The organism is Massilia sp. IC2-476 (genome assembly GCF_020707295.1).
Classification (GTDB): domain Bacteria; phylum Pseudomonadota; class Gammaproteobacteria; order Burkholderiales; family Burkholderiaceae_D; genus Telluria.
Genome location: NZ_JAJFER010000003.1, coordinates 250,675 through 272,760, shown reverse-complemented (window position 1 = coordinate 272,760; position 22,086 = coordinate 250,675). Strand labels below are relative to the sequence as shown.

The following is a 22,086-nucleotide window of genomic DNA, read 5'->3' as shown; positions in this document are numbered from 1 at the left end:
ACTAGGATTGTAATGCAGCAAGTATTCTAACGTCGCCTGAACCGGTCAGGGTGACCCGGCTGCATCCCAGCGCCTGCGCCGTCTCGGCGATGCGCGCGTGGGGAACGATCAGGTGCTGGGCCGCCAGGCGCGCGGGCCCGGCCGCGGGGTCGAGCTGCCGCACCAGCGCGGCCAGGCCGCGCAGCGCTTCCGAGCTCGTGATTATCCAGTCGTTTGGCTGCGCCAGCAAGGCGGACAGCTCGGCCGCCAGCACCGGCGTCAAGACCGGCACGCTGCGCCGGTAGGCCGCCACCGTGTCGACCACGGCCCCGGCCGCGCGCAGGGTGTCGGCCATCAGTTCGCGCCCGCTTTCGCCGCGCACGATCAGCACGCGCCGGCCTGCAAAGGCCGCCAGGTCGAGGCTCGCCAGCAGATGTTCCGAGTCGCTGTGGGCAGGATCGGGCGGGCAATGGATGGTCGTGTTCTCATCCGTTATGCCGTGGCGTGCCAGGGCCGTGCGGCTGCCCTCCCCGACCACGCCGATCGCCACCCCGGCCGGCCAGCCGGCCAGGTGGGCAAAGGCGGCGTCGACCGCGTTCGGCGAAACAAAGGCGACCAGCGCATAGGACGGCAGCTGCGCCAGCGCCGCGCGCAGGAGCGTGGTGTCGGCCAGCGGCGCGATCTCGAGCAGCGGCAACACGACGGCCCGGCGCCCCAGCGCCGTGACGGCCTGCGCCAGGCTTTCCGCCTGGGCGCGCGGCCGGGTGATGACGACTGCCCGCTCAGGCATCCTGGCCGGCCGCAGGACCGGTGTCGGCAGCCGCCTCTTGCTTGCACGCTTCCAGGATGCCGTGCGCGTCCTGGTCCTCCAGCAGGATCGCCACCTGCTGGCCGAGGAATTCCGGATGCTCCCAGGAGCCTGCCACTTCGCCCTGGGCGGTGCGCAGGCCGTCCGGGGTCGCGACCATCGCACGCAGGCGCATGGTGCTGCCGCTCACGGTGGCAAAGGCCGCCAGCGGGATCTGGCAGCTGCCGCCGAAGATCTTCGAGACCTTGCGCTCGGCCGTCACGGCGCGGAAGGTCGCATCGTGGTTCAGCGGCGCCAGCAGCGCGCGCAAGTCGACGCCGTCGGTGCGCGTGCTGGAGACGATCTCGATCGCCATCGCGCCCTGGCCGGCGGCCGGCAGGCTGTCTTCGGGTTCGAGCAGCGCGCGGATGCGCTGCGGCAGGCCGAGGCGCTTCAGGCCGGCGGCCGCCAGGATGATGGCGGCATATTCGCCGCGGTCGAGCTTGCCCAGGCGGGTGTCGAGGTTGCCGCGCAGCGGCTTGATGACCAGCTGCGGGTAGCGCGCCGCAATCAGGGCCTGGCGGCGCAGGCTGCTGGTGCCGACGATGGCGCCCGGCGGCAGCTCGGCCAGGCTGGCGTAGTCGTTCGAGACAAAGGCGTCGCGCGGGTCTTCGCGCTCGAGCACGGCGGCCAGCTCGAAGCCTTCCGGCAGCTCCATCGGCACGTCCTTGAGCGAATGCACGGCCAGGTCGGCGCGGCCTTCGGCCATCGCCACTTCGAGTTCCTTGACGAACAGGCCCTTGCCGCCGACTTTCGAGAGCGTGCGGTCGAGGATCTGGTCGCCCCGTGTTGTCATTCCGAGAATTTCGACGCTGCACTGCGGATATAATGCGGCGAGCCGGTCGCGCACGTGTTCCGCCTGCCACATGGCCAGGCGGCTCTCGCGGGATGCGATAATAAGCTTCGCAGGCGCCTGCTGCGCCGATTCAGTAGCATTCAACACGGATTCTTTCACTGTCATCTAGCCCACCCGGACGATGCCGGTTCTCGGCCCTTGCTTAAGATCACAAATTTTAGCATGGGCCCTCTTGCAGACGATGGCCAACCGCCATGGCACAATCTAATTTACTTGTGGTCGATATGGAAAATCCCGCTGCACCCGTCACCCCTGCCGTACAGCCCGCCCCTGACAAGGACGCGCCACTGAAAGAAGACATCCGCCTGCTCGGCCGCCTGCTCGGCGACGTGCTGCGCGAACAGGAAGGCGAAGCCGTATTCGAGGTCGTCGAGACCGTGCGCCAGACCGCCGTGCGCTTCCGCCGCGACGCCGATCCGCAGGCCGGCGCCGAACTCACCACCCTGCTGCACAAGCTCACGCGCGACCAGACCATCTCGGTGGTGCGCGCCTTTTCCTACTTCTCGCACCTGGCCAACATCGCCGAAGACCAGCACCACATCCGCCGCCGCCGCGCCCACCTGATGCGCGGCGCCGAAGCGCGCCAGGGCAGCGTGGGCCACGCCCTCGGCAAGCTGCACGAGGCCGGCGTGCCGCGCGACGCAGTCGAGAACTTTTTCAAGGACGCCCTGATCTCGCCGGTGCTCACCGCCCACCCGACCGAGGTGCAGCGCAAGAGCATCCTCGACGCCGAGCACGACATCGCGCGCCTGCTGGCCGAGCGCGACCTCGGCCTCACCCCGAAGGAATTCAAGCGCAACACCCAGCTGCTGCAGGCGCGCATCGCCACCCTGTGGCAGACCCGCATGCTGCGCTACTCGAAGCTGACCGTGGCCGACGAGATCGACAACGCCCTGTCTTACTACCGCATCACCTTCCTGCGCGAAGTGCCGGGACTGTACGACGACATCGAGGACGAGATCGCGACCCGCTATGAAGGCCAGCCGCCGGAACTGCACGACGCCCAGTTCCTGCAGATGGGCAGCTGGATCGGCGGCGACCGCGACGGCAACCCGAACGTCAACGCCGACACCATGCTCCACGCGCTGGTGCGCCAGTCGACCACCATCCTCGACTTCTACCTGGAAGAAGTGCACGCCCTCGGCGCCGAGCTGTCCACCTCGACCCTGCTGGTGCCGGTCACGCCCGCGATGCAGGCCCTGGCCGACGCCTCGATCGACGCTTCGCCCCACCGCAGCGACGAACCCTACCGCCGCGCCCTGATCGGCATCTACGCACGCCTGGCCGCCACGGCGCGCGAACTAGGCGTCGACCATATCCTGCGCAAGGAAGTCGGCGAAGCCCCGCCCTACCTCGACGCCGGCCTGTTCGCAGCCGACCTCGAAGTACTGGCCGAGTCGCTGCGCGCCAACCACGGCGCCGTGCTGGTCGAGCCGCGCCTGGCGGGACTGAAGCGCGCCGCCCGCATCTTCGGCTTCCACCTGGCCTCGCTCGACATGCGCCAGAGCTCGGACGTGCACGAGCGCGTACTGGGCGAACTGTTCGCGCGCGCGGGAGCGGAACAAGACTACGCGGCGCTTCCCGAAGAGCGCAAGGTCGCGCTGCTGCTGTCCGAACTGGCCCAGCCGCGCCCCCTGTACTCGCCTTACGAGAGCTATTCGGACGAGACCAATTCCGAACTGGCGGTGCTGCGCACCGCACGCGAGATCCGCCAGCGCTACGGCAGCCGCGCGATCCGCAACTACATCATCTCGCACACCGAGACCGTGTCCGACCTGCTGGAGGTGCTGCTGCTGCAGAAGGAGACGGGCCTGATGCGCGTGTCCGCCGCCAGCTGCGACGTGATGGTCATTCCGCTGTTCGAAACCATTCCCGACCTTCAGCGCGCCGCCACCATCATGGACGAGTGGATGTCGATCCCGCTGGTGGCCGGCTTCATCGAGAAGCAGGGCCGGCTGCAGGAAGTCATGCTGGGCTACTCGGACTCGAACAAGGACGGCGGCTTCCTCACCTCGAACTGGGAGCTGTACCAGGCCGAACTGAAACTGGTCGACGTGTTTGCCGCCAAGGGCGTCAAGCTGCGCCTGTTCCATGGCCGCGGCGGTACCGTGGGCCGCGGCGGTGGCCCGAGCTACGACGCGATCCGCGCCCAGCCGCCGGGCACCGTCAATGGCCAGATCCGCCTGACGGAACAGGGCGAGATCATCGCCTCCAAGTTCTCGAACCCGGAGATCGGGCGCCGCAACCTCGAGCTGCTGGTGGCGGCGACGCTGGAAGCGAGCCTGAGCCCGCGTCCGGGCGACGAGGCCAGCAACGGGCGTCTGGCCCGCTTTGAAGCCGTGATGGCCGAGCTGTCCGAGCGCGCTTACCGCGCCTATCGCAACCTGGTGTACGAGACCCCGGGCTTCACGGATTACTTCTTCAGTGCCACGCCGATCGCCGAGATCGCGGAACTGAACCTCGGTTCGCGTCCCGCCTCGCGCAAGTCGACCCGCCGCATCGAAGACCTGCGTGCGATTCCCTGGGGCTTCTCCTGGGGCCAGTGCCGACTGCTGCTGCCGGGCTGGTACGGCTTCGGCACCGCGGTGAGCGGCTGGCTGGCCGAAGACGAGCGCGCGGAACGGCTGGAGCTGCTGCGCGAGATGTACCACGGCTGGCCCTTCTTTGCGACGCTGCTGTCGAACATGGACATGGTGCTGGCCAAGACCGACCTGGCGATCGCTTCGCGCTATGCGGGTCTGGTGGCGGACGTGGAACTGCGCGAACGGATCTTCCGCCGCATCACGGCCGAGCACGGGGAAACGCTGCGCTGCCTGGAAGCGGTGACGGGCGTGACCGAACGCCTGGCGGGCAACCCGCTGCTGGCGCGCTCGATCCAGAACCGCTTCGCCTACCTCGACCCACTGAACCACCTGCAGGTGGAACTGATCCACCGCCGCCGCAAGCTGGGCGACAACGCGGATCCGCGGGTGCATCGGGGGATTCACCTGTCCATCAATGGGGTGGCGGCCGGCTTGCGCAATACGGGCTGATCCCCCGTAGGGTGGGCGGCTCTGCCGCCCACGCGCTTGTTCGTACGCTCACCACCACCGCGTGGGCGGAGATCCGCCCACCCTACGAAATCAACCCGAGCACGCTCCCAGCACACTCCCCTTCTTCAGGTGCGCCGGCACCGCATTCGGCGACACGCAGACCTGGGTCGACGGATTGCTCTTGCTGCCCGTCTTGTGGCACACCAGCACCTTGTCGTTGCCGCAGCGCGCGTCGATCACGTTGACGGTGGCGCTGGCCTGGGCGAAGCAGCTTTCCGGGCTCGCGGCCTGCGCCGTGAAGCTAAAGCTGCCGGCAGCGGTCGGTGCAAACGTCGTTACCGGACCGCTGCTGGTGGACAAGCCGCCCGCCGGGCTCCAGGTAAAGGTCGAGCTGCCCGCGGCGTCTGTGGCCGTGAGCTGCACGCTCTGCGCGCCGTAACCCAGTGCGATGGTATTCGCCGGCAGGCCGGTCGGGTCCCCGGCTCCCGCGCTCACGCTGATCGACGGCTGCGGCACGTGCCCGAGCACAGTGACGATGCCTTCCGCGCTGGCGCTGTTGCCGCCCTTGTCGACCGCGCTCAGCACCACTTTCTGCGCGCCGATGTCCGAGCACGCGAAGCTGGTGCGCGAAGCGGACAGCGACTCGACGCCCCAGTTGTCGCTGGTCCCGCCATCGAGATCGGCCGGCGTGATCGACGCCGCACCGTTGGCCAGCGTCACCGACACCTCGCGGGTGCGCACGGTCGGCGCCTCGAAGTCGTTGCTGACCGTGTTGGCGCGCGCACTCTCCACGCTCAGGCGGTTCAGCGCCGTCACCGTGTAGTAGTAGTACTGGCCCGCGCCCGCGCTCGAATCGGCGAAGCCGGTAGTCGCGGTGTCGGTCACGCCCAGCAAATTGGCCGGATTGTCCAGGTCCATCTCGCGCTGCGCCGAGCGGTAGATGGCGTACTTGCGGGTCTTCTCGAATTCGTCCGCGCCGTCAGGCGCCGGCGCCCAGCTCAGGTTCACGGCATTGTTGTCGCCCGCGCTGGCGGCGAGACCCACCGGTACGCTTGGTGCCTGCGTACCCTTCCACGCCATCACCGGCAGCAGTGCCGGACGCGCGTAAGTGCTGTTCTTCAGGGAAGTGCGGTAGCCCAGCGGGTCGTTCTGCAGGAACTGGTGGCGGAAGTGGATCTGGCCCGAGATGTTCGCCAGCGAGCGGTTGAGCGCGATCTGGTTGTTGATCTCGTCCGGGTTGCTCCAGCCTGCGGTGTCGCGCATCTTGTAGTCGGCCAGGCCGATGTACATGTGGCGCTCGAAGGCGTTGTTGTTCCACCAGGGGACCAGCAGCTTGTAGTCGGAGCCGGTCTGGCCCATGTACCAGTAGACCTGCGGCGCCAGGTAGTCGACCCAGCCCTGCTGGATCCACTTGCGGGTGTCGGCGAACATCGAACTATAGTGCTGCGAGGCGCCGCTGGAGGTCGGCGAGCCCACGGCCGGGTCAGTGCTGCTGCGGTAGATGCCGGATGGCGAGACACCGAATTTCACCCAGGGCTTGACCTGGCGGATGCTGTCGTTGACGCGCGCGATCAGGAGGTTGATGTTGTCGCGCCGCCAGTCGGCGCGGCCCGCAGTGGTGTTCGGGAAGCCGCGCGGGTCGGCATTGTAGGCCTCGTCGTCGAGGATGGTGCCGCTCGGGTAGAAGTAATCGTCGAAGTGGATGCCGTCCACGTCATAGCGGTTGACGATGTCCATGATGACGTTCACGACGTGGTCGCGCACCGCCGGCAGGCCGGGGTTCAGGATCTTCACGGTGCCGACCGTCAGCATCCACTCCGGATGCGCGCGCGAGACGTGCTCCGGCGCGTACATGGAGGTGTTGTTCTGGTTGGCGGCGGTCGCCACCGCGCGGTAGGGATTGATCCACGCGTGGAATTCCATGCCGCGCTTGCGCGTCTCGTCGATCGCGAACTGCAGCGGGTCCCAGTTCGTCGACGGCGCGGCGCCCTGCTGGCCCGTCAGGTAGTAGGACCAGGGCTCATAGCTGCTGGGGTAGATCGCATCCGACTGGCTGCGCACCTGCAGGAAGGCGGCATTCATGCCGGTCGCCTTGTTGTGGTCGAGGATGGCTTTCAGCTTGGACTGCTGCACCGCCGGGGTGTCGGTGCGGCTCGGCCAGTCCAGGCTGATGTGGGTGCTGATCCACACGCCGCGCAGCTCGCGCTTAGGTGCTACACCTTGCGAGACGGTCTGGGCATCGGCATGGGAATACGAAGCGACGAGCATGGCGGCTGCCGCTGCAAGCAAAAGTTTTTTCATATTGTCTGTTTTTGCAGGTTGACGTGAGCGCACCTTGGGGCGCGCTGGTGGCGGTCCCCGGCGACTCTCCACGCGCCAATGTGTTGCCATCCGCAAAACAGACTACGCGCGAGCAATTTTGACAACCAATGAATTTCGGGTTGGACGGCATAACCCGGATGCATAACTGAACAGCCCGCTATTGAGCGGGCCCGCTCAGCGCCGGATCGACAGGCCGATGGTGAAGGCGATATCGGGGCTGCGGCTGTTCAAACCGCGCGACAGCATGGCGTCCAGCTGTACATCTTTGGAGAGAAGGTAAGCCGCGCCGACGTCGAAGCTGGCCTCGGTGCCGCCATGTTTCGCGCGCGCGATGCGTGGCAGCGCAAGCTCGACCAGGCCACGCAGGCGCTCCCCGAACTCCTTTTCCGCCACGATCCCGAAGATGCCGTAGCGGTAGCGGCCGCCCTCCTCGCGCTCGACGCCGATGCCCGGCATGACGCCGAGCTTCACTTCGTTCGGCAGTTCCCACTCCGCGGCCATGCGCAGCGACGGGCGCACGCCCTCGCCGCGGAAGGCGCGCGAGCCGCTGTCGAGTTCCGCCGCCAGGTGCACACCCACCGACGGCAAGGGACCTGCCGGATCCAGCGCGTGCCAGCTCAATCCGAGCGCGGTGTCGCCGTAGCCGGTTTCGGTCACGCGCCGGCCTTCCTCGCGGCTGTGGCGGATCATGCGCCCTTCGGTCTCGACGCGCAGCTCAAGGGCCTCGGCAAGGCCGATGCGCAGCAGGGTCGGCGTCGACAAGGTGCGCTTGCGCCCTTCCCCTTCGCGCTCGCGTTCGCGCTCGAACAGCAGGCTGGTTTCGAGCTGTACCCGGCCCTTGCCCACCATCCTGGTCGACTCGACGAAGTCGGGCCGGTCGGCTTCAATGTCGTCGCGCTCCTGGGCGTGGGCGCCCGCGGCGCAACAGGCGAGCGTGATGGCGGCGAGGGTAAGGGTGTGCTTCATGGCAGGGTCGGCTTGTTATCTTGTCTAAAAGATAACGCAAACCCGGCTGCGGGGTCGCACGACTTTCTACGCGAGCGCCACCATGAGGGCTGGCGGCAGCGCGGTGCGCTGTTCCGCGCCCTGCCCGGCGCCCAGCTTGAACACTCCCACCAGGCCGGTGAGCCGGGCCGCCTGGTCTTCCAGCGCACCCGCGGCGGCGGCGGCCTGCTCGACCAGGGCAGCGTTCTGCTGCGTGGCCGTGTCGATCTCGCTGACTGCCTGGTTGACCTGGGCGATGCCGGCCTCCTGCTCGCGGCTGGCGGCGCTGATCTCGGCCATGATGTCGCTGACCTTCTGCACGCCTGCGACCACCTCGTCCATCGTGCCGCCGGCCTGGGACACCAGGCGGCTGCCTTCGCCCACGGTGCCGGTGGTGCTGTCGATCAGCGTCTTGATCTCCTTGGCGGCCGCGTTCGAGCGCTGGGCCAGCGCGCGCACCTCGCCGGCGACGACTGCGAAACCCCTGCCCTGCTCGCCCGCGCGCGCCGCTTCCACCGCCGCGTTCAGGGCCAGGATATTGGTTTGGAAGGCGATGCCTTCGATGACGCCGATGATGTCGCCGATCTTGCGCGAGGCCGCATCGATCGCGCCCATGGTCTGCACCACCTGCGACACCACCGCGCCGCCGCGCACTGCCACGTCATTGGCCGATGCGGCCAGCTGGCTGGCCTGGCGCGCATTGTCCGCGTTCTGACGCACGGTGGCGGTCAGTTCTTCCATCGAGGATGCGGTTTCTTCCAGCGAGCTTGCCTGGTTCTCGGTACGGCGCGACAAATCGAGATTGCCGGCCGCGATCTCCTGCGAGGCGGTGCCGATCGAATCGGTGCCGTCGCGCACTGCGCTGACGATGTCGTGCAGGCTGGCGCGCATGCTTTCCAGCGCCCGGCGCAGGCGCCCGGTCTCGGTGCGATCGTTTGCGGCGACGCTCGCAGCGCCACCCAGGTCGCCGTGGGCGATGCGGTCGGCGAACACGATCGCTTCTTCCAGTGGACGCACGATGGCGCGGATCAAGAGGTAACCCATGGCGATGGTGGCCAGCATCGCGCCCACGGCGACCAGCTGGATCTGCCAGCGCGCCGCGACCACCACGGCGTCGCCGTCCGCGCGCGCGGCGTCGGAATCCTTTTCGATCAGTTCACTCACGCCTTCCATGCCGCCCTCCAGCTTGCGGAAGGAATCCATGAACGGGACGAAGGCCTGGCGCGCCGCCTGCTGGTCGCTGCCGGCCTGCGCCACGATCTGCGCGCTGCTCGCCAGGTAGGCTTCCACGTCCGGGCGCACCTGCTCGACCGCCGCCTTGACGGCAGCCTGGGTGCCTTCCTGGTCCAGTTCCGCGATGGTCTTCCTGAAGATGGCCGCATGCTCGTCGGCGTCGCGTTTTGCGGCCGCATGTTCCTCAGGGGTGGCGGCCATCAGCGCCGAGAGCACGTCGGCGCGCAGCGCGTCGTGCATCATGTCGGCCTGCATCTGGTGGCGCAGCGCCGAGCCATTGACGCTGATCGCATCCATCGAGCGGTCGAGCGACTGCACCCCCAGGTAGCCGATCAGGCCCACCGCGCCGCAGAACAGCAGGGTCACGATGTAGGAAAGGCGCAGCTGGTGCTTGATGCTCAGTTTCATGGATGATCCCGGATCAGAGTTTGAAGGAGAAGCCGACGGTGAAGGCGGTATCGGGGGTGCGGCTGTTCAGGCCACGCGAGAACATGGCGTCGAGCTGCACGGTGTCGGACAGCAGATAGGCGCCGCCGATGTCGAAGCTGGCCTGGGTGCCGCCGTGCTTGCCCTTCGCGATCTGCGGCATGGCCACTTCGACGAAGCCGCGCAGGCGCTCGTTGAAGGATTTGCCGACCACCACGCCGAGGATGCCGTAGCGGTAACGCCCGCCCTCGTCGCCCTCCATGCCCACGCCCGGCATGACGCCGAGCGAATAGTCGCTTGCCAGCTCCCATTCGCCGACCACGCGCAGCGACGGGCGCACGCCCTGGCCGCGGAAGGCGCGCGAGCCGCTGTCGAGGTCCGCGTGCAGCAGCACGCCCACCGAAGGCAGGCTGCCGTCCGCGTCCAGCGCATGCCATTTCAGGCCCAGGCTGGTGTCGGCATAGCCGCGCGCCTTCTCGCGCAGGCCCGGCTCGGTGTGTCGGCCGTCCAGGTGGCCATCGGTCTCGACACGCAATTCGAAGCTGTCGCCAACGCCGTAGCGCAGCAGGGTCGGCGTCGCCACCAGGCGCTCGCGGGCGGGGCCGCTGCGGTCGCGTTCGAGCAATAGGCTGGTTTCGACCTGCAGCCGGCTTCTGCCGACTACATTGCTCGATTCGACGAAGTCGGGACGGTCGGTGGCGATCGTGTCCCGGGCGTGTACTGCGGGAGTAGCGCTGATGGCGAGCGCGGCGAGGATGGCAGAAGGCTTCATGGGATTCCGGAAATGTACAGGGAGCAGCAAAAATTGCTATACGGCATGATCAGCCCCTTCGTAATTACACGTCAATGAATCCGACAGTTAGTGTGTCTATATTGTTAATGAAGCGTTGTGAACAGGTTGAAACAGGCAAAAAAAATACCGCCGGGCCTCAGCCGGGCGGTATTTTTTACCAAGCGGTAAAAATTACTGGTTGTGCAGGAAGGTCTTGAGCTTGTCCGAACGCGAAGGCTGGCGCAGCTTGCTCATCGCCTTGGCTTCGATCTGGCGGATGCGCTCGCGGGTCACGTCGAACTGCTTGCCCACTTCTTCCAGCGTGTGGTCGTTCGACATCTCGACGCCGTAGCGCATGCGCAGCACCTTGGCTTCGCGCGGGGTCAGCGAGTCCAGCACTTCCTTGATCACGTTGCGCATCGACGCATGCAGCGCGGCATCCAGCGGGGCCAGGGTGGTGTTGTCTTCGATGAAGTCGCCCAGCTGCGAATCGCCGTCCTCGCCCATCGGGGTTTCCATCGAAATCGGCTCTTTCGCGATCTTCATGATCTCGCGAACCTTGTTCTCCGGCATTTCCATCTTGGCCGCCAGGGTCGGCAGGTCCGGCTCGCTGCCGGTTTCCTGCATGATCTGGCGCGAGATGCGGTTCATCTTGTTGATCGTTTCGATCATGTGCACCGGCACCCGGATGGTACGGGCCATGTCCGCGATCGAGCGCGTGATGGCCTGGCGGATCCACCAGGTCGCGTAGGTCGAGAATTTATAACCGCGACGGTACTCGAACTTGTCCACCGCCTTCAGCAGGCCGATATTGCCTTCCTGGATCAGGTCGAGGAACTGCAGGCCGCGGTTGATGTACTTCTTCGCGATCGAGATCACCAGGCGCAGGTTGGCCACCGTCATTTCACGCTTGGCCTGGCGTGCGCGCTTCTCGCCTGCCGCCATCTGCTTGTTGATGCGGCGCAGGTCGGCCAGCGGCAGCGCCACGCGCGCCTGCAGGTCGATCATGCGCTGCTGCAGTTCCTTGATCGCCGGCAGGTTACGGCTCAACACGGCGCTGTACGGATAGGCGCAGTCGACTTCACGGTCGCCCCATGCCAGGTCGGTCTCGTTGCCCGGGAAGACCTTGATGAAGTGGGCGCGCGGCATGCCGCAGCGGTTCACGCAGATGTCCAGCACGGCGCGCTCGATCGACCGCACTTCGTCCATCTGGCCGCGCAGGGTGTCGCACAGCTTCTCGACGATCTTGGCGGTGAAGCGGATGCCCAGCAGCTCGTTCGAGATGATGGCCTGGGCTTCTTCGTACTCGTCCGAACCGTAGCCGGTCGTCTTGAAGGCGTGGCCCATGCGGTCGAACTGCTGTTCGATCAGGGTGAACTTCTCCAGCGCGCTCTTGCGCAGCTGGGCCAGCTGCTCGGCCGAGTAGCCGGCCGCGCCGCCGCCGGCGGAGCCTTCTTCTTCCTCTTCCTCGACTTCTTCTTCCTCGTCCTCGTCATCGCTTGCCGCGCTGGCGGCGACCGGCGCCGGGGCCGCATCGTTGAGGTCGACGAAGCCGTCCACCACGTCGTCGATCTTCATTTCGTCGCTGGCGATCTTGTGCGACAGCGCGATGATTTCCGAGATCGTCGTCGGGCAGGCCGAGATTGCCTGCACCATGTCCTTCAGGCCTTCTTCGATGCGCTTGGCGATTTCGATCTCGCCTTCGCGCGTCAGCAGCGACACCGCGCCCATTTCGCGCATGTACATGCGCACCGGGTCGGTAGTACGGCCGAAGTCGGAGTCGACGGTCGACAGCGCCGTCGCGGCGGCGGCTTCCACTTCGTCATCGGTGGTCGCGGTCGGCACGTTATCCGACAGCAGCATCATTTCCGCTTCCGGCGCGCGCTCGTAGATCGCGATGCCCATGTCGTTGAAGGTCGCGATGATCCCTTCGATCGCTTCCGGATCGACGATGTTTTCCGGCAGCTGGTCGTTGATCTGCGCATGGGTCAGGTAGCCACGCTCCTTGCCCAGGTTGATCAGGTTCTTGATCTGCTGGCGGCGCTTTTCCAGTTCCGCTTCCGAGAAGCCGCTGTCCGCACCCATCATGCCGGCCAGGCCCTTGGCCTTGCGCTCGCGCAGCTTCGACGCGGCCTTCATTTCGGCGCGCTCGACCGCGTTCAGTGCCGCGACCTCGTCGTTCTCCGGCACGAACTCGCTCGGCTTGCGGCCGCGGCGGCCCGGGACCTTCACCTGCGGCAGCAGGTAGCCCGAGGTGTCGATCGCGGCCAAGGCGGCAGCGTCGGTGGTGGCGCTGACGGCGCCCACGGCGGTCGGGGCCGGCGCCGGCAGTGCATTCGCGTCGGTGCGGCGGGTGCGGGTGCGCACCGCCTTCGGCGCCGCGGCCGGAGCTTCCTCGGCCACTGCCGGCGCCGGGGCTTCCGTGACAATGGCGGCGCTGTCCGCCTGCGGCTCCTCGGCGGCCTTCAGGGCAGCCAGCTTCGAACCGCGCTTCTTGACCACGACGGTCGCGGCGGCGTTCGGCACGGCGGCGGTATAGTCCTCGAACGGGGCCGGTTCGGCGGCCGGCGCCGCGGCCTCAAGCTGCGCCGGCGCAGCCTCGACAGCTTCAATCACAGCCACTTCCGGCGTCTCCAGGACCTCGTCCTGGCCGGCGCCGGCTGCCAGCGCGGCCTTGGCCGAGGCCAGGCGCGAACGGGTCTTCACCACCGTCACCTTGGCCGCCGCTTCCGTCTCGAGGAAGTAGGAGGTCGCGGTTTTCGGCACTGCCAGCTGTGCCGAAGCCTTGGCGGGCGCTTTTTTGGCGGTCAGTGTCAGTGTCTTGGCGGTGTTTTTCATAGTGAAGCTCTCTCCAGTCGAGGCGCACGGCGCGCCTGCGAAGTCAATGTTCTACCAACCCGCGGGCGGGTCCGGTGTGTTTTCGGGAAGCGGAAGTGGCCCTACCTGAGGGCGGACACGCGGACTTCAAGCACGCTTTTCCCGGCGTCGCCCACCATCCTCGAAGGATGGCAGCAGGCTAATGAGAAACGAACAGTGTTTGAAATCACGGTGTGCATGTCGGAACGAAAAAAAGCCCGTCAGGTGAAACGGGCTTGCATCTCTTGTTCAGGGAACAGAAGGAAGGCGATATTATGCCGCATTGCAAGATTTGGTGATAATTGAAATATCCGATAAGGGATATCACCACATTGAATATGACACGGAGCTCTTCGGCTATCTCCCGGCCGGTCTGCGGCGGCGCAAGCCACGCGCAAGGCAAGGGGCGGATCATACACGATTTCGCGCACGCACGCCTGCTGCCGCCGCTCTATCACCTAAGTTAATCCTCAAGAATAATGGAACAAGTACAATACGCCCCGCACTGGCGTACGGGCGCCGTGCTATCCTTCGTTTTCCCGCTCTTACAATGAAGTCAATGAATACCACTACCGCTGCCGAGACCGTCGACAATACCACTCCCGCAACCCCGGATTCGCCGTCGACGACCACCCAAGCACAGGACAGCGCGGCCGGCGCCGCCCCCGCAGCCGAGGCGAGCCCGGCGGCCGCGCAGCCGCTGTCGGCACGCGCCCTGCTCAAGCAGCTCCAGCAGGAGTTCCCGGCCTTCCGCGACTGCCTGCCGCTGGCAATCGGCATCGACAAGCAGCTGCTGGCCCGCATGCCCGGCCTCGACCGCAAGACCATGCGCGCCGCCCTCGGCATCCACACCGGCTCGATGCGCTACCTGCGCGCGATGGAAAAGGCGAAGCTGCGCTACGACCTGGACGGCACCGCCGGCGCCGAAGTCACCGACACCCACCGCCAGCACGCGAAAGAACAGCTGCAGCAACGCTTCAAGAAAGAAGCCGAGCGCAAGAAGGCCGAGCGCGAAGCCGCCGCGGCCGAGGAAGCCGACCGCCAGCGCCAGGAAAAGCTGAAGGCGCTGGCCTCCAAGTTCTCGCGCAATTGATGACCGCGCCCGGCGCTGCCGACCCCGACGAACTGCTCCCCGCCTACGACGGCATCCGGCTGGCCGACGTGCGCATCGTGCGCACCCCTGGCGAGGCCGCTGCCGCCCTGGCGGCCCTGTCGCAGGCCGACGTGATCGGCTTCGACACCGAATCCAAGCCGACCTTCGCCAAGGGTGAAGTCTCGACCGGTCCGCACCTGGTGCAGCTCGCGACCGACGAGCTGGCCTATCTGTTCCAGATCGGCAGCGCAGCCAATGCACAAACCGCGCTCGAGGTGCTCAAGCCGGTGCTCGAGTCCGAGCAGATCCTGAAAGTGGGATTCGGCCTTGGGGACGACCTGAAGCGCCTGCGCGCCAAGCTGGGCGTGGAAGCACGCAATGTACTGGACCTGGCCACCGCCATGCGCCGCCGCGGCGAACGCAACACGCTCGGCGCCAAGACGGCAGTAGCGCGCTTCTTCGGCCAGCGCCTGCAGAAGTCGCGCCGCATCACCACCACCAACTGGGCCCTGCCCCAGCTGAGCGAAAAGCAGGTGCTGTACGCGGCCGACGACGCCCACGTGGCGCTGCGCCTGTACCGCTACTGGCGTGCGAACCCGCCGGCTTAGCGCTCGCAGGTTTTTTATTTTCTTTTAGCAATAACAACCCTACAATGAATTGTCGGGGTGATTCCCCATTTCTACGCGACGAACATGGACTATCAAGGCAGCAAGGGCGACGACATCATTGACCAGCGGGCGCTCGGCCTGCCCGACGACACGCAGATCGACGCCGGCGAGGGCAACGATACCGTCATCTTCGGACGCGCGACCGTGCTGGGCGGTCCGGGCAACGACCGCTACGTGTCCCTGGGCTCGTCCGGTGCCCTGGTATTCTGGACCTCGCCGCAAGGCATCAAGGTCGACCTGGCCAAAGGCACCGCCAGCGACGGCTTTGGCGGCACGGACACCTTGGAAGGCGTGGTCAACGTCCACGGTACCGGCTACGACGACGTCTTCATCGGCAACGCCAGCGACAACAGCTTCTTTGGCAATGGTGGCAGCGATACGTTCGATGGTGGCGCCGGCGTCGACGTCGTCAACTACCATGACGTGAAGTCGAGCGCGGTCGCGGTCAGCTACGACGCGCCCACCGACACCTTTACCATTGTCAAAAAGCTTGCCAACGGCCAGTCGGCCGTCGACCGCCTGACCGGCATCGAGCGCATCCAGTTTGTCGGAGCGAACTCGGACCATGTCACGCTGGAGCGCGACCAGTTCACGCCGAACCAGGGCTTCATCCGCGCCGCGGCCGGGGTCAGCGCACCCTTGCCGGACAAGTCCTTCCTCAGCCAGATCAAGGCCGGCGATTTCAACGGCGACGGCCATGCCGACTGGATGCTCGCGGCCCAGTTCGGGACCGGCACCGCGCCGGCTCCCTTGTACTTCTTCCTGGGCGACGGCAAGGGACATTTCAGAAGCGCCGACGCCGACTTGCTTCCGGGGGGCGCACTGTCGATCGACGGCGGCGGACGTATCCTGGTGGCCGACTTCAACAAGGATGGGCGTTCCGACGTCTTCCAGTTCAACTTCGGCGACGACGCCCCGCCTTTCGATGGCGGCTACAACACGCTGCTGCTCTCGTCCGCGGCCGACGGCAAGCTGCACAACGTGTCGAGCACCCTGCCCCAGCTGCGGCAACTGAGCCACGCGGGCAGCGCCGCCGACCTCAACGGCGACGGCTATCTCGACCTGCTCATCAATACCTTGGGCCCGGGCGGCGACCTGCTCTACATCAACCAGGGCAACGGCCAGTTCACGCCACGCGCCGGCCTGCTGCCGGCAGTGGCACAAGCGCCGAACACCCATACCGCGTCCGGCATCGTCGACGTCAATGGCGACGGCGCGCTGGACCTGATCGTCGGCCGCTGGGACAACGGGCCATCCGAATCCTGGGTACTCCTGAATGACGGCAGCGGCAACTTCACGCGCCAGGCCCCTGTCACCCTGCCCGGCAGCGGTATCGCGCGCGAAATCGTCCTTGACATCCAGCCGATCGATCTGAACGGCGACAAGCTGCCGGACCTGATGCTGTCGGTGACGAACGGCGATCCCGCCCAGTTCTACCAGACCCCCGGCATCCAGCTGCTGCTGAACAAGGGACAGGGGCAGTTTGAAGACCAAACCGCGCAGCGCCTGCCGGCCTCGGTGCAGGCCAGCTTCGGCAAGGGCGGCTGGATCATGTCCCTGGAAGGCACCGACTTCAACAAGGACGGACGCGAGGACATCTTCGTGACCTCCGCGTCCGACCCCATCGATTCCTTCGTGCTGATGCAGCAGGCCGACGGTAGCTTCGCGCGCACCTGGACGTCGAATGGCGCCTCGCGCAGCATCGCGCTCGACGCCAACAACGACGGCATGGACGACCTGGTCACCTTCTACATGGATGGGCGTCCGGTCGCGATCGACCTGAACGTGATGGGGAGCCAGCTGTCCGGCGGCGCGGGCAACGACCGCTTGACGGCCACTGCGGGCAGCGACGTACTGGACGGCCAGGCCGGATTCGACCTTGCGCGCATGGCAGGCAAGCGCGATGCCTACAGCATCGTCAAGTCGGCGGGCGGGTTCACGGTGCAGGAAACCGGCAAGGCATACAACACGGATTCGCTGCGCGGGATCGAGCGCCTGCTGTTCGACGATGTCGGAGTGGCCTTCGACATCGATGGCGCGGGCGGCCAGGCCTACCGCATCTACCAGGCGGCATTCAACCGCGCGCCGGATTCCGGGGGCATCGGCTACTGGATCGGCGTCATGGACCGCGGCAGCAGCCTGGCAGACGTCGCGCTGTCATTCACCCAGTCGGACGAGTTCCGCGCCATGTACGGGGCGGCGCCGGGCAACCGTGAGATCGTCCAGCGCCTCTACCAGAACGTCTTGCACCGCGAGGGGGATACGGGCGGGATAGAGTACTGGACCGGGCTGCTGGAGCGGAAGACGCTGACGGTGGCGCAGGTCCTTGTCGGCTTCAGCGAAAGCACCGAGAACCAGGCGGCGCTGATCGGGAAGATCGAGAACGGCTTCGAGTATGGGCTGTGATGGCGCCCACGCTACGCATTAGGCGGCGCGCTTCCTGACCACGAAATAGGCTTCCGGGCAGATGGCCGTTCCCAGCAGTGGGAACGGGCTGGCGCTCGCCTTCGTCAAGGCGAACTGCTCGCCCAGGGCCTTGCGGAATACGCGGTGGTCGAAACCCATGTGCTCGTTGTGGACCTCGACGTCGGGTGGCAGGTAACCGATCGGGCGGTCCTTCGGCGGCATGCCGAGGGTCGCCTTCAGGACGTGCATCGGCTTCGCATCATAGGCGCCATAGCGCCGGCTCATGCGGAACATGCCCTTGTACAGGGCCGGCAGGCCGACTTCGACCGGCACGCCGAACACGGCCTCGCCGTCTTCCCTCAAGAGTGCCCCCACTTCGCCCAGCGACCTGGCGCGCATCGACAGCGGGATGTGCTCGAACACCTCGAGGCAGAACAGCAGGTCGACCTGCCCTTGCGGGATGGTGTTGAAGGAAGCGTGGAACTCGACCCGGGGCAGGCCTTTCAGCTCGATCTTCGCCTCTTCCAGCAGGTCCGAACAGGGCTCGTAGCAGATGATGGTCGCGTTGGGATATTCATGGACCAGGTACTTGCACAGCTCACCGCTGCCGGCGCCGAAATCGAGCACGCAGCGTACCGACTCGCGCGCCGTTTGCGCGAAGCCGATCGCGCTGTGCAGGCGCTGCTGCTGCAGCCAGCGCTTGATCGGATTGCGGTCCCTGAACACCCCTTCCGTATAACTCACTCCCATCCTGCGCCCCAGCGGTCCAAAGGGAGGGGATTATAGCAAGGCGACGAACATCCTCAACTCGATAAGCGTTATCATTCGGGCATTGCTACCGCCGGGTTCACTCATGAGTCATCGCCGTACGCTGTTTGTCGGTCTAACGCTGGCTGCAGGCGCCTTGCATGCCGCACCCCAGACAGTTCCCGACACCCTCGCCCAGCGCCTGGTCGCCTGCACGTCCTGCCACGCCCGCGTGGACGCGCGCGGCAATCCGGTCAACGACAGCTACTTCCCGCGCATTGCCGGCAAGCCGGCCGGCTACCTGTACAACCAGTTGCTCAACTTCCGCGAAGGCCGGCGCCAGTACCCGCTCATGACCTACCTGGTCGACCACCTGCCCGACCCTTACCTGCGCGAGATCGCCGGCTACTATGCTGCTCTGCCGCCGGCCGCGCATGCCCCTGAGACGACCAACGCCGCACCCCAGGTGCTGGAACGCGGCCGCCAGCTCGTGATGAACGGCGACAGCGCGCGCAAGGTCCCGGCCTGCGTGGCCTGCCACGGCCAGCGCCTGACCGGCGTGGAGCCCGGCATCCCCGGCCTGCTCGGCCTGCCGCGCGACTACGTCAACGCGCAGTTCGGCGCCTGGCGCAACAAGGCGCGCCGCGCCCATGCGCCCGACTGCATGGCCGAGGTCACGGCGCGCCTCTCGCTCGAGGATGTGAACGCCGTCTCGAGCTGGCTGGCGGCCCAGCCGGTCCCCGCCGATCCGCGTCCGGCGGCAGCGATCGCCCGTCCCCTGCCCCTGGCATGCGGCAGCGCCCCGGAGCATCCATGAAGAAGCTCGCCCTGCTCCTTGCCGCCCTCGCTGTCGCCCTGGTGGCCATCGCCTGGCCGCGCGAAGATTTCGTCGCCTCGACCTCGCCCGCCGCCTGGGGCCCGTCACCCGAGAACATCGCGCGCGGCGCCTACCTCGCACGCGCCGGCGACTGCATCGCCTGCCACACGGCGCGCGGCGGCGCGGAGTATGCCGGCGGGCGCGCGCTGGACACGCCCTTCGGCCGCCTCTACGGCCCCAACCTGACACCGGACATGGAGACCGGCATCGGCGCCTGGTCTGCCGACGACTTCTGGAACGCCCTGCACAACGGCAAGTCGCGCGACGGCCGCCTGCTCTACCCGGCCTTCCCCTACACAAACTACACCAAGGTCTCGCGCGCCGATTCGGACGCCCTGTATGCGTACTTCCGCAGCCTGGCGCCGCAGCGCCAGCCCAACAGGCCGCACGAACTGGACTTCCCCTACGACCAGCAGGCGCTGCTGGCAGGCTGGCGCCTGCTGTACTTCAAGCCGGCCACCTTCACGCCGCAGCCGCAGCGCGGCCTCGAGTGGAACCGCGGCGCCTACCTGGTCGAAGGCCTGGGCCACTGCAGCGCATGCCACAGCACCCGGAACCGGCTGGGAGCCTCAGGCGAGACCCTGTCGGGCGGCCTGATCCCGACCATCGGCTGGTACGCCCCATCATTGACTGCGAGCGGCGAAGCGGGCCTGGGCGACTGGGACAGGCAGCACATCGTCGCGCTGCTCCAGACCGGCATCTCGCCGCGCGGCAGCGCCACCGGCCCGATGGCCGAAGTGGTGGCGCGCAGCCTGCAGCACCTGAGCCCGAACGACCTGGGCGCGATGGCGACCTACCTGAAGTCACTGCCGCCGACCGACGCGCCACGCCAGGACAGCGGCGAGCGCGCCAGCGAGCAGCTGCTGGCCGAAGGGCGCCGCCTGTACGGGTCTTACTGCGTGGACTGCCATGGCGCCGACGGCAAGGGCAAGGCCCCGGCCTACCCGCCACTGGCCGGCAACCGCGCCGTCACCATGACCCCGGCCGTGAACGCGATCCGCATCGTGCTCAATGGCGGCTTCCCGCCGGGCACCGCGGGCAATCCACGGCCGTATGGCATGCCGCCCTACAGCCATGAGCTGAACGACGCCCAGGTGGCCGCGGTGCTGACCTATGTGCGGGGCAGTTGGGGCAACGATGCGCCGCCGGTGTTGACGCCGGATGTCAACCGGTATCGTAGCGTGCCGCTGGATTGAGGCAAGCTTCCTAGTCGATCAGCGTCTTGACCATCACTCGCCCATCCGGCAGCGGGCTTTCCTGGCGCAGCATCAGCTGGCTGCCCTTGGCGAACCAGAAGGTCGATTCGTTGCCCGGGCGGTTGTAGTCGGTCTTGAGCACCCAGCAGTCGACCGGACCGGCCGGGCCGGCGATGGTGGCGGAACCGGTGACGCGGAAGCTGTAGCGCTGCGGCGGCGCCGAGCCGCCCGGGTGATAGAAGTTGATGCGCGCATCAAAGCCCTCGGCCAGGGGCAGCGCCTGCAGGACTTCGATGTCGGTCTCGAAGTTGTAGGTCGGCTCGCTCGACGCCACGTTCAGGTCCTTCTGCGTGTTGTCCGCCAGCTCGCGCATGCCGGTGATTTTGTCCGGTGCGAACACGAAGCCTTCGACCACGCGCTTGCCATCGCGCTCGCTGATGCGCTCGTGGCTCAGCGGGCGAAAGCTGCCGGTCTCGAACCAGGAATCGTAGGTGCGCACCGAGGGTGTGGGCAGCACGCCGTCCCAGCGCTGGACGATGCGCATCAGCTTCTTGCCGTCGCGCTCCTCGAAGCGGATCTCGCGGGCCCAGATGTCGATCGGCTGGTTGGCGCCGCCAGGTGTGCGCATGAAGCGCAGGTAGTGGTGGGTGCCCGGCTTGAGCAGGGCAAAGCGCGGCAGCGGCGTGCCGACGTCCACGTTCTGGACGGCGGCGTGCGCGGACAGGGTCAGGGTGGCGGCGGCGAGGGCCAGCAGGCAATGGCGGATGGTGCGCATGGAATCTCCTTGGGGATACCGGGCCGAGTATCGCCCCGCGCCATCCACCATGGCAACCGGAAATGGATATGCATGCGTCACCAATGCGTCATGCATGCTCACGCCGCCTGTGCGCGCCGCCAGAAGGCCAGCCGCGCGCCGAAGAACATCACCGCGATCCCTGACAGGATGCATAGCGCCGCCAGCAGCTTGGCGCCACCGATGGTTTCGCCGTAGACCAGGTGCGAGGTGAACAGGCCCGCCACCGGCACCAGCAGCGACAGCGGCGCGACCTGGCTCACCGGGTAGGTCTTCATGAGCGAATTCCACACCCAGTAACCGAACAGCGTCGTCACCCAGGCCTGGAAGGCGATCGAGAACATGGCCTTCGGCCCCAGCTTCGTCGCCAGGCTGGCGAGCGGCGCCAGTCCCTTGACGCACAGGGTCAGGACCACCAGCGCCAGCGTCGCGAAAGCGCAGGCCCACACCAGAAAGGCGAACATGTCCGAAGGCCGCGCCTGGCGCACGATCACGTTGCAGACCGCCCAGGCAAACGCGGCGACCAGGATCAGCACCATGCCCCAGCTGCTCCCGCCGGCGTCGCCGGCCAACAGGATGATCGCCAGGCCGGCGCCCGCGATCGCCATCCCCAGCCACTGCTGCCTGCCGATGCGTTCCCCCAGCACGAGGCTGGCCAGGACGATGGTGAAGAAGGCACTCAGCTGCAGCAGAAGCGAGGCCAGTCCGGCCGGCACACCCACGTGGATGCCGAGGTTGACGAGGCCCCACAGGCCGCCGCCGAACAATGCGCCGTAGCCGGCTACGTAGCGCAGGCGGGTGCTGGGCCGCGGCACCAGCAGCACCAGCGGGAAAGCGCTCAGGGCGAAGCGCGCGCATGCGAGGGCGAACGGGTCGACGTCGGCCAGTCCGAGCCGGATCACCGAGAAGTTGGCGCCCCAGATCGCGGTGACGAGGATGCCGAGCAGGATGTGTTTGATAGCCATGGGAGTCTTTCTGGTCGAGGTGCGGTGCTACTCT

16 protein-coding genes are annotated in these 22,086 nt (G+C 66.9%); 6 read left to right on the top strand and 10 right to left on the bottom strand.

The window, feature by feature from the left end:
- Nucleotide 1: 1 nt before the first annotated feature.
- Both LK539_RS10195 and hemC read right to left on the bottom strand, forming a co-directional pair.
- The gene (locus tag LK539_RS10195) at nucleotides 2–769 is read right to left on the bottom strand and encodes a uroporphyrinogen-III synthase (RefSeq protein WP_227800802.1); all 768 of its coding nucleotides are present in this window, start codon (nucleotides 767–769) and stop codon (nucleotides 2–4) included.
- Nucleotides 762–1,787, bottom strand: coding sequence for a hydroxymethylbilane synthase (gene hemC / locus LK539_RS10190; RefSeq protein ID WP_227800801.1), 1,026 nt, complete (start codon nucleotides 1,785–1,787; stop codon nucleotides 762–764). Before hemC ends, LK539_RS10195 begins: the two co-directional genes overlap by 8 nt.
- A 119-nt stretch (nucleotides 1,788–1,906) precedes the next feature.
- On the opposite strand from hemC, the gene ppc reads away from it, so the two are divergent.
- Entirely contained in the window at nucleotides 1,907–4,714 is a 2,808-nt protein-coding gene (gene ppc, locus LK539_RS10185; RefSeq protein WP_227800800.1) for a phosphoenolpyruvate carboxylase, read from the top strand.
- A 90-nt stretch (nucleotides 4,715–4,804) separates the two neighbouring features.
- Here the strand turns inward: ppc and LK539_RS10180 are convergent, their stop codons facing one another.
- The 5 genes from LK539_RS10180 to rpoD form a co-directional block, all read right to left on the bottom strand.
- Nucleotides 4,805–7,015 (bottom strand): glycoside hydrolase family 10 protein, encoded by a 2,211-nt coding sequence (locus LK539_RS10180; protein ID WP_227800799.1) that lies wholly within the window; start codon nucleotides 7,013–7,015, stop codon nucleotides 4,805–4,807.
- 195 nt (nucleotides 7,016–7,210) lie between these two features.
- Complete coding sequence (locus tag LK539_RS10175; RefSeq protein ID WP_227800798.1) at nucleotides 7,211–8,002, bottom strand: transporter; 792 nt, start codon at nucleotides 8,000–8,002, stop codon at nucleotides 7,211–7,213.
- A 66-nt stretch (nucleotides 8,003–8,068) separates the two neighbouring features.
- On the bottom strand, nucleotides 8,069–9,661 hold the full coding sequence (locus tag LK539_RS24475; protein WP_307729098.1) for a methyl-accepting chemotaxis protein: 1,593 nt from the start codon (nucleotides 9,659–9,661) through the stop codon (nucleotides 8,069–8,071).
- Between the two features lie 13 nt (nucleotides 9,662–9,674).
- On the bottom strand, nucleotides 9,675–10,451 hold the full coding sequence (locus LK539_RS10160) for a transporter (protein ID WP_227800797.1): 777 nt from the start codon (nucleotides 10,449–10,451) through the stop codon (nucleotides 9,675–9,677).
- Between the two features lie 192 nt (nucleotides 10,452–10,643).
- A complete protein-coding gene (gene rpoD / locus LK539_RS10155) occupies nucleotides 10,644–13,289 on the bottom strand; it encodes an RNA polymerase sigma factor RpoD (RefSeq protein ID WP_227800796.1) in 2,646 nt (881 codons plus the stop codon).
- 577 nt (nucleotides 13,290–13,866) lie between these two features.
- Between rpoD and LK539_RS10150 the strand changes: the two genes are divergently transcribed.
- From LK539_RS10150 to LK539_RS10140, 3 genes are all read left to right on the top strand, one after another.
- On the top strand, nucleotides 13,867–14,400 hold the full coding sequence (locus LK539_RS10150; RefSeq protein ID WP_227800795.1) for a ProQ/FINO family protein: 534 nt from the start codon (nucleotides 13,867–13,869) through the stop codon (nucleotides 14,398–14,400).
- Entirely contained in the window at nucleotides 14,400–15,008 is a 609-nt protein-coding gene (locus LK539_RS10145; protein WP_227800794.1) for a 3'-5' exonuclease, read from the top strand. The genes LK539_RS10150 and LK539_RS10145 overlap by 1 nt, the downstream gene beginning before the upstream one ends.
- A gap of 84 nt (nucleotides 15,009–15,092) precedes the next feature.
- The gene (locus LK539_RS10140) at nucleotides 15,093–17,474 is read left to right on the top strand and encodes an FG-GAP-like repeat-containing protein (protein WP_227800793.1); all 2,382 of its coding nucleotides are present in this window, start codon (nucleotides 15,093–15,095) and stop codon (nucleotides 17,472–17,474) included.
- 18 nt (nucleotides 17,475–17,492) lie between these two features.
- Here the strand turns inward: LK539_RS10140 and LK539_RS10135 are convergent, their stop codons facing one another.
- Nucleotides 17,493–18,218: a methyltransferase domain-containing protein gene (locus LK539_RS10135; protein WP_227800792.1), complete on the bottom strand. Its 726-nt coding sequence runs from the start codon at nucleotides 18,216–18,218 to the stop codon at nucleotides 17,493–17,495.
- A gap of 109 nt (nucleotides 18,219–18,327) precedes the next feature.
- Here LK539_RS10135 and LK539_RS10130 point away from each other — a divergent pair, with 109 nt between their 5' ends.
- Both LK539_RS10130 and LK539_RS10125 read left to right on the top strand, forming a co-directional pair.
- Complete coding sequence (locus LK539_RS10130; protein ID WP_227800791.1) at nucleotides 18,328–19,038, top strand: c-type cytochrome; 711 nt, start codon at nucleotides 18,328–18,330, stop codon at nucleotides 19,036–19,038.
- A complete protein-coding gene (locus tag LK539_RS10125) occupies nucleotides 19,035–20,294 on the top strand; it encodes a cytochrome c (RefSeq protein WP_227800790.1) in 1,260 nt (419 codons plus the stop codon). Before LK539_RS10130 ends, LK539_RS10125 begins: the two co-directional genes overlap by 4 nt.
- 10 nt (nucleotides 20,295–20,304) lie before the next feature.
- Here LK539_RS10125 and LK539_RS10120 read toward each other — a convergent pair whose 3' ends face one another.
- Both LK539_RS10120 and LK539_RS10115 read right to left on the bottom strand, forming a co-directional pair.
- On the bottom strand, nucleotides 20,305–21,069 hold the full coding sequence (locus LK539_RS10120; RefSeq protein ID WP_227800789.1) for a DUF3108 domain-containing protein: 765 nt from the start codon (nucleotides 21,067–21,069) through the stop codon (nucleotides 20,305–20,307).
- A gap of 98 nt (nucleotides 21,070–21,167) precedes the next feature.
- On the bottom strand, nucleotides 21,168–22,052 hold the full coding sequence (locus LK539_RS10115; protein ID WP_227800788.1) for an EamA family transporter: 885 nt from the start codon (nucleotides 22,050–22,052) through the stop codon (nucleotides 21,168–21,170).
- Nucleotides 22,053–22,086: the final 34 nt, after the last annotated feature.

Coding starts and splice junctions, on each gene's coding strand:
- LK539_RS10130 (WP_227800791.1), top strand. CDS start 18,328: ATGAGTCATCGCCGTACGCTGTTTGTCGGTCTAACGCTGGCTGCAGGC.
- LK539_RS10195 (WP_227800802.1), bottom strand. CDS start 769: ATGCCTGAGCGGGCAGTCGTCATCACCCGGCCGCGCGCCCAGGCGGAA.
- LK539_RS10115 (WP_227800788.1), bottom strand. CDS start 22,052: ATGGCTATCAAACACATCCTGCTCGGCATCCTCGTCACCGCGATCTGG.
- LK539_RS24475 (WP_307729098.1), bottom strand. CDS start 9,661: ATGAAACTGAGCATCAAGCACCAGCTGCGCCTTTCCTACATCGTGACC.
- hemC (WP_227800801.1), bottom strand. CDS start 1,787: ATGACAGTGAAAGAATCCGTGTTGAATGCTACTGAATCGGCGCAGCAG.
- LK539_RS10150 (WP_227800795.1), top strand. CDS start 13,867: ATGAATACCACTACCGCTGCCGAGACCGTCGACAATACCACTCCCGCA.
- LK539_RS10145 (WP_227800794.1), top strand. CDS start 14,400: ATGACCGCGCCCGGCGCTGCCGACCCCGACGAACTGCTCCCCGCCTAC.
- LK539_RS10125 (WP_227800790.1), top strand. CDS start 19,035: ATGAAGAAGCTCGCCCTGCTCCTTGCCGCCCTCGCTGTCGCCCTGGTG.
- LK539_RS10175 (WP_227800798.1), bottom strand. CDS start 8,002: ATGAAGCACACCCTTACCCTCGCCGCCATCACGCTCGCCTGTTGCGCC.
- LK539_RS10120 (WP_227800789.1), bottom strand. CDS start 21,069: ATGCGCACCATCCGCCATTGCCTGCTGGCCCTCGCCGCCGCCACCCTG.
- ppc (WP_227800800.1), top strand. CDS start 1,907: ATGGAAAATCCCGCTGCACCCGTCACCCCTGCCGTACAGCCCGCCCCT.
- LK539_RS10160 (WP_227800797.1), bottom strand. CDS start 10,451: ATGAAGCCTTCTGCCATCCTCGCCGCGCTCGCCATCAGCGCTACTCCC.
- rpoD (WP_227800796.1), bottom strand. CDS start 13,289: ATGAAAAACACCGCCAAGACACTGACACTGACCGCCAAAAAAGCGCCC.
- LK539_RS10140 (WP_227800793.1), top strand. CDS start 15,093: ATGGACTATCAAGGCAGCAAGGGCGACGACATCATTGACCAGCGGGCG.
- LK539_RS10180 (WP_227800799.1), bottom strand. CDS start 7,015: ATGAAAAAACTTTTGCTTGCAGCGGCAGCCGCCATGCTCGTCGCTTCG.